The sequence below is a fragment of the uncultured Shewanella sp. genome, assembly GCF_947497935.1.
Classification (GTDB): Bacteria; Pseudomonadota; Gammaproteobacteria; order Enterobacterales; family Shewanellaceae; genus Shewanella.
The window spans coordinates 344,611-358,409 of record NZ_CANMIO010000002.1; the positions used below are offsets into that span (position 1 = coordinate 344,611).

At 45.7% G+C, this 13,799-nt stretch carries 10 protein-coding genes; all 10 read right to left on the reverse strand.

The window, feature by feature from the left end; translation table 11 throughout:
- Positions 1-930: 930 nt before the first annotated feature.
- Positions 931-1,911: a formate dehydrogenase subunit gamma gene (locus tag Q1A86_RS03710; RefSeq protein ID WP_299802997.1), complete on the reverse strand. Its 981-nt coding sequence runs from the start codon at positions 1,909-1,911 to the stop codon at positions 931-933.
- Positions 1,912-1,986: 75 nt separating this feature from the next.
- The gene (gene fdh3B / locus Q1A86_RS03715) at positions 1,987-2,556 is read right to left on the reverse strand and encodes a formate dehydrogenase FDH3 subunit beta (RefSeq protein WP_012157320.1); all 570 of its coding nucleotides are present in this window, start codon (positions 2,554-2,556) and stop codon (positions 1,987-1,989) included.
- Between the two features lie 29 nt (positions 2,557-2,585).
- The gene (locus tag Q1A86_RS03720; protein WP_299803004.1) at positions 2,586-5,441 is read right to left on the reverse strand and encodes a formate dehydrogenase subunit alpha; all 2,856 of its coding nucleotides are present in this window, start codon (positions 5,439-5,441) and stop codon (positions 2,586-2,588) included.
- An 18-nt stretch (positions 5,442-5,459) separates the two neighbouring features.
- Positions 5,460-5,657 carry a twin-arginine translocation signal domain-containing protein gene (locus tag Q1A86_RS03725; protein ID WP_220762260.1) on the reverse strand — a complete coding sequence of 66 codons (198 nt, stop codon included), beginning with the start codon at positions 5,655-5,657 and terminating at the stop codon, positions 5,460-5,462.
- 730 nt (positions 5,658-6,387) lie between these two features.
- On the reverse strand, positions 6,388-7,395 hold the full coding sequence (locus Q1A86_RS03730) for a formate dehydrogenase subunit gamma (RefSeq protein ID WP_299803006.1): 1,008 nt from the start codon (positions 7,393-7,395) through the stop codon (positions 6,388-6,390).
- A gap of 53 nt (positions 7,396-7,448) precedes the next feature.
- Positions 7,449-8,036 (reverse strand): formate dehydrogenase FDH3 subunit beta, encoded by a 588-nt coding sequence (gene fdh3B, locus Q1A86_RS03735; RefSeq protein ID WP_299803008.1) that lies wholly within the window; start codon positions 8,034-8,036, stop codon positions 7,449-7,451.
- A 26-nt stretch (positions 8,037-8,062) separates the two neighbouring features.
- Positions 8,063-10,912 (reverse strand): formate dehydrogenase subunit alpha, encoded by a 2,850-nt coding sequence (locus Q1A86_RS03740; protein WP_299803010.1) that lies wholly within the window; start codon positions 10,910-10,912, stop codon positions 8,063-8,065.
- A 15-nt stretch (positions 10,913-10,927) separates the two neighbouring features.
- Positions 10,928-11,128: a twin-arginine translocation signal domain-containing protein gene (locus tag Q1A86_RS03745; RefSeq protein WP_299803011.1), complete on the reverse strand. Its 201-nt coding sequence runs from the start codon at positions 11,126-11,128 to the stop codon at positions 10,928-10,930.
- A 175-nt stretch (positions 11,129-11,303) separates the two neighbouring features.
- Positions 11,304-11,978, reverse strand: a complete 675-nt coding sequence (locus Q1A86_RS03750) for a molecular chaperone TorD family protein (RefSeq protein WP_299803013.1) — start codon at positions 11,976-11,978, stop codon at positions 11,304-11,306.
- 10 nt (positions 11,979-11,988) lie between these two features.
- The gene (locus Q1A86_RS03755) at positions 11,989-13,668 is read right to left on the reverse strand and encodes a 4Fe-4S binding protein (protein ID WP_299803015.1); all 1,680 of its coding nucleotides are present in this window, start codon (positions 13,666-13,668) and stop codon (positions 11,989-11,991) included.
- Between the last annotated feature and the right edge of the window lie 131 nt (positions 13,669-13,799).

Sequence of the window (13,799 nt, forward strand, 5' to 3'; positions counted from 1 at the left end):
AGGAATAGTTTTGTTTATAAACACTTAAGATAGATCCAATGACGCTACAACTTGCAACGCAGGTTAACCACTTGTTGTTTAAGCAGTTAACATTGTAAAAAGTGTATATTCGTTAGAGCTATCCCCAATATAGCCGGCGTAATATAAAGAGTTTTACCCCCAAAAAAGTTGATCTAAATCTGATTAAAGATTCGATTTCAGGCAAATCAGAATAAAAGTGTTAACTAAAGCATATTTTAAAAAGCTAACTTGCGCACAACCACAAACAATTCCAGTTAAAACCTAAAATAACACAACAAAAACAAGCTAATTGTCAGCAACTTATACAAATTTAGATCAATAACACCAAACATTAACAGCTGTCTCTAGAAAGCCGCCATTATCAACAAACAAAACCGAACATAGGCATTTTATGGTGTAAGTTTGTTGTTTTTTCGTGACAAACAAAGAAGCAATTATGCAGAGGAAATTTGAGCGACGCATACTGTTAACACCATTTCACGTTAGCGAGCATAAAGCGGTTGCCAACGTGGTGAAATCAAGCATTAGCGGCAGTAATCGATACCTGTTTAACTCACCCATTACATATAGTGAGAGGCTGTAGGGTAAGGGCGGCTTTTCAACAGCTAGCCCATAACCGCTGACGCAGAGGACTTGCGCTAACCCTACTGCTAGCGAAAAAGAGAGATGGCTCAAGCTTGGATGATTGTAACTGCGATGGATAGATTGCAGCTAAATGCCGCCACAGCAGTGTATAAATGCATTAGAGAGACTTAGTTGGTCATAAATTGAAATTGGCAGCTATCGCCGTTCTAGCGAGTTTTAGCGGTAATACCCATTTCGCCTTAACCACTCAATAAATTTTTTTCATTGGCGCAAAAAAATGCCCCGACTTAGTCAGGGCATTTACAGACAATAATCAAACGAGTATTAGTCTTTGTACTTTAGGGTACCGTTTGCTTTGATCTCATCGAACCAAAGGTTATGGTGCTGGCTAGCCCATGTTTCATCACAGTAACCAGAAACCATACACTCCATACCACCTTCAGACATAACCGTTGCCATGAAGATATGCACGATTGAGAAAGCAGTAATGATGATAGCGCTGACAGAGTGAAGCACTAACGCGATTAAGCTTAATGTACGGCTAGGCTCGAATAAGTTCGGGAATAGCAACAGCATACCAGAAGCAGAAATCACTAGACCGAACACAGCGAATGCCCAGAACCATAATTTCTCACCCGCGTTCGCAAAACCTGCGTCAGGGTGCTTACCTTTGAATGGACCGAAGTTGATGTAACCACCAACAACCATCATCCACTTAAGGTCATACATCTTTGGCATCTGGTTCTTAGCCCATAACGTTACCATTAGCGCCCAACCTAGCATGAACGGGATCGCCATGATGTCGTGGATCTGCTTAGCAGCGTTGACTAGACCAGCCCATAGGCCTTCACCAATGTATGGCTGGAAGAAGAAACGTCCAGCAAGTAGCGTTAAGCCTGTCAGAATCAATAACAGACAAGGAATAGCACCTAGCCAGTGAATCGATACGTCAAACTTGGACCAACGGTAAACCAGCTTGCCTGAGAAACCACCGTGAAGCTTAGAAATGCCATTCACTTTGATAAACAGTACAAAAATGATGATCATGCCAAAAAGGGCAGCCATCAACGCTGGAGCAAGAATATCACTGCGCAACTCAAGTACACGTAGGTCATACGTATTGATTGCTTGACCGTGGAATTCACTCTTTGAAGTGGTATAGCCTTCTTCGCCCGCTTTTAGCTGAGCCCAGATTTGGCCATTCACTTCATTAGTGTCACCGACTTTAGGGGCATCGTGGGCAAATACAGACACACTAAATAACAGTGCGATTGCCACGCCTATGTGTTTGAACCATTTGTTCATATCACCTCCTGATTGCTGCAAGCCAGCTCAATGAGACAGCTTGCAGCGATTATGGACTAACGCAATATTTAAGGCTTAGCCCCAAACATTTTTGTTAGAACCACGGTATGCAACACGCTCACGGAAGATTGCAGAAACAACTTCTGCGTCACCCGCAAGTAGTGACTTAGTTGCACACAACTCAGCACACATAGGTAGCTTGCCTTCAGCAATACGGTTGGCACCATACTTCTGACGCTCTGCTTCAGAAAAGTTCTCTTCTGGTCCGCCGGCACAGAAAGTACACTTATCCATCTTACCGCGAGCACCGAAAGCACCTGATTTAGGGAACTGTGGCGCGCCAAATGGGCAAGCGTATAGGCAGTAGCCACAACCGATACAAGTATCTTTGTCGTGAAGTACGATGCCGTCTTCTGTCTTGTAGAAACAATTTGCTGGGCAAACTGCCATACAAGGTGCATCACTACAGTGCATACATGCTACTGAGATAGATGCTTCGCCTTTTACACCGTCATTGATAGTGACAACACGACGACGTTGAATACCCCACTCTAAAGCAGAGTCGTTTTCGTTCTTACATGCTGTGACACAACCGTTACACTCGATGCAGCGCTTGGTATCACATAAAAATTTCATTGTAGCCATTCTGGCAATTCTCCTAGCTAATTCTGCACTTAGGCTTTAGTGATCTGACAAAGCGATGCTTTGGTTTCCTGCATCTGAGTCACAGGGTCATAACCATAAGTCAATGCAGTGTTAGCTGATTCACCAATAACGTAAGGAACCGTACCTTCTGGGTAGTTAGGCGCTAAGCTTTCGCCATGCATCTCACCCGCGAAGTGGTAAGGCATCCAAGTGACACCCGGCTTAACGCGTGGAGTAACCATAGCCTTAATCTTAATACGACCACCTTCAGCACCTTCTAGCCATACTGTATCGCCGTCGCGAATACTGCGATCTGCCGCATCAGCTGGGTTGATTTCAACAAACATCTCTTGCTGAAGTTCAGCCAACCATGGGTTTGAACGCGATTCTTCACCACCACCTTCGTACTCAACTAGACGACCAGAAGTCAGACCTAGTGGGTACTTATCGGTGTTGTCATTGTCTTGAATAGTCTTGTACAGCGTTGGTAGACGGTGTACTTGCATGTCAGCGTATGTTGGGTACTTAGACACAAGATCACGACGTGGTGTATATAACGGCTCACGGTGAACAGGGACCTCGTCTGGGAATGTCCAAACAATACAACGTGCCTTAGCGTTACCGAATGGGATACAACCGTGCTTCATAGCCACACGTTGGATACCACCAGAGATATCAGTCTTCCAGTTCTTACCTTCAGCAAGTGCTTTTTCAGCCGCTGTAAGGTCATCCCACCAGCCTAATTGCTTAAGCATGTCAGCAGTGAACTCTGGGTAACCGTCTTGGATTTCAGCGCCTTTAGAGTAGCTGCCTTCAGCAAGTAGGTTCTTACCTTTATACTCAACACCGTAACGAGCACGGAAGTTACCGCCACCCTCAAGTACGTGCTTGTTTGTGTTATAAAGGATCTGTGTACCAGGGTGCTTCTGCTCTGGTGTACCCCAACATGGCCAAGGTAGACCGTAAGTCTCGCCTTTAGCAGGACCACCAGCAGCTTCAAGAGTCTTGTTGCTGAACGTGCCCCAGTTTTGAGTATGTAACTTCAAACGCTCAGGGCTTTGACCTGACATACCAATCGTCCACATACCGCGGTTGATTTCGCGAGTAACGTCTTCAATCACTAGCACGTCATTGGCATCTTTAGCGATACGCTTAGTGTATTCGTCAGCAAAACCAAGCTTTTGAGATAGACGGTACATGATCTCAAGGTCAGTCTTAGATTCAAATAATGGCTCGATAACCTGTTCACGCCACTGCTGGCTACGGCCAGAGTTAGACACAGAACCTTGAGTTTCGAACTGAGTTGCAGCAGGTAGAAGATAAACACCATTCTTACGACGGTGCATTACACCCGCCATTGTTGGGAAAGGATCCACTACAACCACTGTGTCCATTTGATCGAGTGCGTCACGAACATCATTCTGGCGGGTTTCAGTGTTAACTGATTGTCCCCAGAAGAATGCCATGCGAACGCGATCTTTCTGCGCTAGCTTCTCTGGTGTTTCAAGCACACCGTCGTGCCAACGTGAACAAGGAATACCAGGGGTATTCATTGGAATACGGCCTAGATAAGAGTTTTGGTCGAAACGCGCCTTAACCCAATCGTAGTCCAAGTCCCAAACGTTACACCAATGCTGCCAAGAACCCGTCTTAAGACCGTAGTAACCCGGTAGCGTATCGAACAATAGACCTAAGTCAGTTGCGCCCTGTACGTTATCGTGACCACGGAAGATGTTAGTACCGCCACCAGATACACCCATGTTACCTAGGGCTAGCTGAAGAATACAGTATGCGCGAGTGTTAGCGTTACCCACGTGATGCTGAGTACCACCCATACACCAAACAACAGTACCAGGACGGTTATCCGCCATCATTTTAGCAGCTTGATAGACTTCTTCTTCAGTGCAGCCAGTGATGTGCTCAACTTCTTTAGGTGGGAACTTCTTCACTTCCTCACGGATGGTGTCCATCTCGAATACACGTTGTTCGATAAATGTCTTATCTTCCCAACCGTTTTCGAAGATGTGCCAAAGCATACCGTAGATGAATGGAATATCGGTACCAGGACGTAGACCACAGTGAAGATCTGCGTGAGCAGCAGTGCGAGAGAAACGTGGATCAACCACGATGATCTTAGCGTTGTTCTTCTCTTTAGCGATCAAGATATGCTGCATGGCAACAGGATGCGCTTCAGCCGGGTTTGACCCGATAAAGAAGATTGCGTTTGCATTCTGGATATCGTTGAAAGAGTTAGTTTGCGCACCGTAACCCCAAGTGTTTGCAACACCGGCTACAGTGGTAGAGTGACAAATACGTGCAGAGTGGTCAACGTTGTTCGTGCCCCACATTGCCGCAAATTTACGGTACATGTAGCAGCCTTCGTTCGAGAACTTAGCACTACCCATGAAGTAAACAGAGTCTGGACCCGATTCTTTACGAATGTTCTGCATTTGGTCGCCAACTTCGTTAAAAGCTTGCTCCCAAGATAGTTTCTTCCACTTGCCATCAACAAGCTTCATTGGATACTTAAGACGCTTCTCACCGTGACCATGTTCACGTAGTGCAGCACCTTTAGCACAGTGACCGCCCGCGTTGAATGGGTGATCGAAAGCAGGCTCTTGACCTGTCCACACGCCATTTTGTACTTCAGCGTAAAGACCACAACCTACCGCACATGCACTACATACAGTACGTTTGATTTCAGTTGGAGCATCATGTGGGATATCTTTGGCTTCTGCTCGACGCATCATGCCTGTACCCAACAAAGAAGCGGCGGCGATACCACCAGATGTGATACCTGCTTGCTTAATAAATTGACGACGGCTGATACCTAGAGTTTTTTTCTCTACGGTTGGTGCCGCATTGGATTTGCGAGTTAACTTCATCGCTTAAATTCTCCTAAACTAGCCGCGTAAGCTATTGTAATAACTGCGAATATGTGCAGTTTCATGATAGCCATTGTCATTCTTTGAACTGACTTTAGTTTCACTTGCTTGGGCAACACTTACGCCAGTAGCGGCGATAGCGACACTTGCTGTGCCACCTATGGTCAGTGCCTTCAGCAAAGATCTGCGGTTCAGATCAGGCTGTTGCTTGTTCATTTTTACTCCTGGAAGATAAGGAATACTCTAATTATAAAAATTAAGATAAGTCTAATAATGCTACCTTTTACAGTGACAACCAGTCAGTTGTTAAGCCGATGATCCATAATGTAAAATTTGTTTACTTATTAGAGGTATCCAACAAAATTGCAGGGCTAATATAAAGAAAATTCGATTGGAAAAAATTGATCTGAGATAGGTTAAATTTCGACTCTGGAGAAGCTTCAAGCCAAAGTGTTAACTAGCGCATATTTAAAACCGAAAAAACTGTGTAGAAAATCAAATTTGTACAAGTGATTAGACTAGTGATTGGTGTTTAAAAATTAACAAATACAAAACATTACAGGGTTTACTTATATAAATGCTAATTATTAACATTTGCTAGACTGCAAGAATATTTTTTATACCAAATGACTCACTAACTCATGACTAGGTCCTATTGGCATCGAAACAGGCAATACAGATTTGCTACCAAAAAACAACACACGTAATAAAACGCACCCAAAAGCCCCCTCCCAATATGGCTCCAACTAATATAACAAATTGATAATCCACTTCTTTATAGCAAAGCTTCACATAAATTAACTCGAGAAAGGTTTCTAATACCGCTCGCTAGTTTGTATGCCACACGGTAAATACCGATATTGAAGGAAAGCACCAATTGAAAACCGTCAAAAACAAAAATGCCCCGACTGAGTCGAGGCATTTTTATCTGATAGCAAAATTAGCGTTAGTCTTTATAAACTATGCTATTGCCATCTTTCATTTCATCGTACCAAACGTTGTGATGCTGGATTGCCCAGTTTTCATCGCAGTAACCCGATACCATACACTCCATACCACCTTCACTTAACACTGTCGCCATCCAGATATGGACGATAGTGAACGCGATAATAATAATCGCACTAATTGAGTGAATGAGAAGTGCGGCCATTGAGGCTTCACGTGGCAAATCTAGACCTGGTAATACAAGCATTAACCCTGATGCGGCAATAAATAAACCGAAAATAGTTAAGCTCCAGAACCACATCTTTTCACCGGCGTTAGCAAATCCACTATCAGGATGCTTACCCTTAAAAGGTCCAAAGTTGATGTAACCACCAACCACTAAGAACCACTTTAAGTCATACATCTTAAACGTTTGCATCGGCATCCACTTAACAACACACAAGATCCAAGACACAATAAATATCGGTCCGACCCAGTCATGTATTGTCTTGCTACCATAGATCAGCCCAGCCCATAGACCTTCGCCGATATAAGGCTGCAATATGTGTTTGCCCAGCATGATATTGAGGCCTGTGAATATCAGCGCTAAACAAGATGTCGCCATTACCCAGTGGATCCACAAATCAGCTTTCGACCAACGTAGTACCATTTTCCCAGAAAAGCCCTTACTCAACTTAGAGGGGCCATTCACCAAATAGAAAAATAGAAATGCAGCAAATACACCAACAACCGTAATTCCCATTACAGGAGTTAAATACTCGTTGCGGACGTTCTTGCCTTCATTACCTACTACATTGATTAGCACACCAGTCTCGATGCCTTTTGCCACGGTGTAACCTGAGTCACCTGCCTTAACCGCACGCCAAAGATCGGCGTCATTGCTTGCAGCTTGCTGTTGGCTCGTTTGATCATCCGCAGCCATTGCCGAAGCGCTAAGTCCCAACCCCATTGAAACCATCAATGGAATAACTAGCAATGCAAACAGGCTGCGCAGTGATTTCATAAACATACTCACTCCTTTATCGGGCTGCAGGTCGAAACCCGCAGCCCTATTCAGCCTGACTAGCCAGTTGTAGGGGTATAACCCCAGATAGCGCCAGGTGCACCACGTGCAGCAGAACGTTCACGGAAGATATTAGAAACAACCTCCGCATCACCTGCTAATAACGCCTTAGTCGCACAAAGCTCTGCACACATAGGTAACTTACCTTCGGCAATACGGTTAGCACCATATAGCTTACGTTCCTCTTCCGAGAAATCAGGTGCAGGGCCACCGGCACAGAAAGTACATTTATCCATTTTTCCGCGGCTACCAAATGCATCCTTCTTAGGGAACTGAGGCGCTCCAAAAGGACATGCATAGAAACAGTAACCACAACCGATACAGGTTTCTTTGTTGTGTAAGACGATACCGTCTTCAGTACGATAGAAACAGTCTGCAGGACAAACGGCCATACAAGGTGCATCAGTACAGTGCATACATGCCACTGAAATAGACGCTTCACCCGGCTCACCATCATTTAGTGTGACCACGCGACGACGTTGGATCCCCCAGCCAATGGCTGAGGCGTTTTCGTTTTTACATGCTGTGACGCAACCGTTACACTCGATGCAGCGCTTGGTGTCACATAAGAATTTCATGACTGCCATAATGGCTTATCTCCTCATCAAGTTAATTAGGCTTTGCTGACCTGACACAAGCTCACTTTCGTCTCTTGCATCTGTGTCACAACATCATAACCATAGGTCATTACAGTATTGGCAGCTTCACCAATAACATAAGGAACCGTGCCTTCTGGGTAGTTCTTCTCTAGGCTCTTGCCTTCGAATACACCCGCGAAGTGATATGGCATGAAACATTCGCCTGGTACAACTCGTGGAATGACCATAGCCTTAACGGTGATTTTTGCACCTTCTGGACTATGTACGAACACGTTATCACCATCACGAATACCGCGATCGGCAGCATCGGCTGGGTTGATCTCGATAAACATCTCTTGCTGAAGCTCAGCAAGCCATGGGTTAGAACGCGTTTCTTCACCACCACCTTCGTACTCAACCAAACGGCCAGTCGTAATGATTAATGGGAAGCCTTTACTAAAGTCTTGTTCCTGAATCGTTTTGTACAGGGTAGGAAGACGAGCAACCATACGATCTTCGTATGTTGGATACTTAGCAACCAAGTCACGACGAGGCGTATATAGAGGCTCACGGTGCAATGGAATATCATCAGGGAAGTTCCAAACAATACAACGCGCTTTCGCGTTACCGTAAGGAATACAACCATGCTTAATGGCGACACGCTGGATACCACCAGAGATATCGGTCTTCCAGTTCTTGCCTTCGGCAGCCGCTTTCTCTTCTGCAGTGAGATCATCCCACCAACCAAGCTGCTTAAGCATCTTGTCGGTAAATTCTGGGTAACCGTCTTTAATTTCACTGCCTTTAGAGTAGGAACCTTCAGCCAAGATGTTAACGCCGTTATGCTCAACACCATAACGAGCACGGAAGTTACCACCACCGTTCTTAACTTCACGGCCGGTACGATACAGGATCTGTGAACCAGGGTGCTTCATCTCAGGCGTGCCCCAACATGGCCAAGGTAAACCGTAAGTTTCACCTTTAGCTGGACCACCTGGTGCTTCAAGCGATTTAATATCGAATGTGCCCCAGTTTTCTTGGTGCATCTTCAGACGCTCAGGGCTCTGACCTGTGTAACCAATAGTCCACATACCACGGTTATATTCGCGAGTCATATCTTCGATCAATGGCTCATCACCGTTCACCTTAATATGCTTACAGAACTCTTTCTCGATGCCCCACTTCTTAGCCAGCTTGTACATAACCACATGGTCAGGCTTAGACTCAAACAGGGGTTCGATAACCTTAGTACGCCACTGTAGTGAACGGTTTGAAGCCGATACTGAACCATAGGTCTCAAACTGAGTACACGCTGGTAGCAAGTACACACCATCGGTACGCTCATGCATGACACCCGCCATTGTTGGGAATGGATCCACAACAACAACTGTCTTCATCTTATTCAAGGCTTCACGCACTTCACGGCCACGGGTTTCAGTGTTAACCGATTGGCCCCAGAAGAACGCCATATGAATGTTATCTTTCTGAGCAATCTTAGACTTATCTTCGAGTACACCATCATGCCAACGTGAACATGGGATACCCGTTGAGGTCATAGGATCTTGACCTAAACGTGGCTCTTGGTCGAAGCGGCTCTTAACCCACTCATAGTCCAAGTCCCAAACGTTACACCAGTGCTTCCAAGAACCCGTCTTTAGACCGTAGTAACCCGGTAGCGTATCGAACAGAAGACCGAAGTCAGTTGCGCCCTGTACGTTATCGTGACCACGGAAGATGTTAGTACCGCCGCCTGACACACCCATGTTACCTAGGGCAAGCTGAAGGATGCAGTATGCACGAGTATTAGCGTTACCAACGTGATGCTGAGTACCACCCATACACCAAACAACGGTACCAGGCTTAGTCTCAGCCAGTAGCTTAGCTACGCGGTACATCTGCTCTTTTGTCGCGCCAACAATGTTTTCAACTTCAGCAGGTGGGTACTTCTTAACCTCTTCGCGGATACGTTCCATACCGTAAACACGCTGGTCAATGAAGGTTTGATCTTCCCAACCGTTTTCGAAGATGTGCCATAGCAGACCATAGATGAAAGGAATATCCGTACCAGGACGAATATGCACGAACTCGTCAGACTTAGCTGCAGTTCGGGTGAAACGAGGGTCGACAACGATAATTTTCGCGCCGCGCTCTTTACCTTCCAGAATATGTTGCATCGCAACTGGGTGAGCTTCACAAGGGTTTGAGCCGATGAACATCATCGCCTTAGCGTTGCGAATATCGTTGAAAGAGTTGGTTTGCGCACCATAGCCCCAAGTGTTTGCAACACCGGCTACAGTGGTAGAGTGACAAATACGTGCAGAGTGGTCGACATTGTTGGTGCCCCACATTGCCGCAAATTTGCGGTACATATAAGCTTGTTCGTTTGAGAACTTTGCACTACCCATGAAAAATACTGAGTCAGGACCCGATTCTTTACGAATATCTAGTGCTTGTTGGCCAACTTCTTCAATCGCTTGATCCCAAGATAGACGCTTCCACTTGCCGCCTTCTAACTTCATTGGATACTTAAGACGCTTTTCACCGTGACCGTGTTCACGAAGTGCAGCACCTTTAGCACAGTGTCCACCCGCGTTAAATGGGTGATCGAATGCTGGTTCCTGACCTGTCCATACACCGTTTTGAACTTCGGCATAAACACCGCAGCCTACAGAGCAATGTGAACAGATGGTACGTTTAGTTTCGGTGGGGGTGTCGTGGGGAATATCTTTAGCTTCTGCTTTGCGCATCATACCTGCGCCTAGCATAGATGCCGCTGCAATACCGCCTGTCGCGAGGCTCGCGGACTTGAGGAATTGGCGACGGTTTAAACCTAAGACTGCCTTGTTGCTTGTTGCAGCTTGGTCTGTTTTGCGGGTTAATCGCATCACACTCTCCTTTAATTATTTACTGCGCAATGTGTCGTAATAACTACGAACATGGTCAGACTCTTGGTAGCCGGTGCCTTTTTTCGCAGCAGGTGCGACTTCAGGTTGTGCGGCAAGAGCTTGTCCACTTGCAGTTGCAACTGCGCCAGCCGCACCACCGATAGCCAATGCCTTAAGCAATTGACGACGGCCCATGTCGGAAGCTTGCTTCTTCATAGTGTCTCCTTAGATATACTGAAATTAAGATAAATTGCTTATGTTTAAACGCTCTATCCAGTTCTTGTTGGGTTCTTTTTAAGAAGAATCCCAGTTTTTGTCTATGTCAGTTCAGCTGTTCGCAGTTAACTACGAGTGCTGAACTGACATAAATCCAAACCTCTACCGATAGCGCTTAAGACGCTAACTCATTGGTAGCAGGCTCAATCTTTTCTGACGTTTCTGCTTCACTACCAGGGCAATTTACAGGAATGTCTAGACTCAATTGCTCAAACTCCCTCGCTTCGATAACGAAAAATGCCTTAGCCAATTGAGCAACTGTTGCATAGAAAGCCGCACTTGGCGCCTTAGCTAGGTTGTCGCAGAAACGTTCGATCCAGCTGCCAATGTGGCGCTGATAGAAGGCAAGCTGACGATAGCCTGGTGCTTCAAGGATCAAGGTGCCCATCACTTCGCATAACGCTGCTACGTGATCTTCTGGCTCTTTCACCTCTTCTTCACGTTCAAAACCTAACTGTATTAGGTCGTTACGTAACAAAGCTAGCGGCTTATCCATCAGTGAGCCAGTCATAAACCAGCTGCCGTAAGGAAGGATTTCGCCACACCCTACGCCAAGAAACACGTTGAAATATTCATCTTCAAGCTGTTCTTCGCTAAATTGCTGCGCGGCTAACTTAAGGCTAACCCATGCTTTAGTCATGTCGCTGTCATCATCGGCATCAATTTCTAAACCCGAAAGAAACGCCAGTAATTCAGGACTAGGTTGACGACGCAGTAATGCTGCAAGCAACTGATAAATATCGGCTCTTAACTGATCGTTTTCTGAAACTTCTCTTACAAATTCGGTCATGGTTAAACTCTTATCGCAGTTGCTTTTCAGGATCTTGAAGAATGTCTTCAAACATGTCTTTTACTCGACAGTCACCACACATTTTTAAGCGGTCTGTGTTGGCACTGAAGGCACTGTGGGTTCCTACCACCTCTAACATCCGCTTCACCATGGATTGCGTTGCGAACGGAGTGCCGCAAGTAATACATTCGAACGGAGCTTCCTCATGCAGGGTTTGACGCTCCTGACGCGCAGCTTTATCAAGATTCACCTGAGGCGTTAAGCTGATGACTTTCTCAGGACAAGCTGTTTCACATAATCCACACTGCACACAATCTTGTTCAACAAAATGCAGTGCAGGGCGATCGCCACCATCGGTCAATGCCATAGTTGGACAAGTCGCCACACAAGACATACACAAGGTACAGTTCTCAGTGTTAACGCTCACTTGGCCGTATGGAATATTGCTTTGAGAAAGACAGGTATCAACAGATGCTGCTTGCTCATTTAGATGATCGATTGCGTTGTAAATAGTTTCACGCTTAGTTGTGGCCACAAACTCTGCAGGCACAATCACTGGCCAGCTAGCACTCGTGATAAGCAGTTCAGAAAGGTCTTTAGCACCCGCTTCTGTTAGGTGAGCCTCAGTTATCAAACTGATACGCTGTGGCTGGCCCATCTCATCGAGAATATCGTTGGCTAACGCTAATTCACCATGCAACATCTGGGTTAATGTCGGCGCAGTGGCGTCTGTTTGCAGGATCAATACCTGACGAGCGCCCCATGCCAATGCAGACATCCAGTGATCCATACTCGCAACGGTAATCTCTTCCATCTCGATTGGGATGATTTCACCGGCTAACGCTTCGGTCACCAACTGCGCGCCCTTGCCCATATCATGGAAAAGAATGACTGGAGCAGTTTGCGCTTGAGAACGGAAACTAGTGACTAACTTTTGCAAATAGGTATGCATAGCTTGCGGAGTCGGTAAATCATAGCTAATCGCGCCAGTTGGACACGCATTCGTACAGCTACCCGCACCGTGGCAGAGATAAGGGTCGATTTCAATCTTCTTCTCTACGCTAGCAATTGCATCAGCAGGACAGAAGTTCAAGCAACGGTTGCAGCCTTCATTACCATTACGGTAATGAGCACAGATTTCGCTGTTTACTTTTACATAGCGTGGCTTATCGAATTGGCCGATAAGATCCGGAAGTTGCTCTAGGGCTTCATCCAGCTTAGCCTGATCTTGACCTACGTAGAAATAGCCAGGAGGCAACATCTCAAGGTTTATACAAGGACTCATGCTGAGATCGAGAATAAGGTCGAAATGAGCCTTACGAATCGCAACGGTGCTTAATTCTGCACTGCCATCATCATGCTCGACCTTGACTTGAAATTGACCTAGGAAGCCTTTGATTTCAATAAGCTTATTATAATAACTCTCTACATCTTCTGCAGCAGTCATTACTTTTTCAAGGTGGGCTTCATCTTGGCTAGTGATTGGCTCATTCGCCAGAATGGCACACTTGCCCATAGTCGATAACTTGTCAGCCGCTAAGCGAGCCAAATCTTCTGGCCCGATAACGAGGACGTTACCCTCGGTGGTGTAACTTACGGTCGGTGGGATCAGGTTTTGGATAACCTGAGTACCAGCAAGGACCTTTTGACGAACCTCTTTGAGTCCGACTTGCGTTTCACTATTGCTCACATTGCGTTCCTGAACAGTTCTTTGGCTGTTTCTGTATATGAGTGTCGCTGTTTTCTATGTGCCTATAATTGACACCAGCTTTTATTACTCACTAATACAGCAATTCACATACCAAATTTGTGGAATTAAAA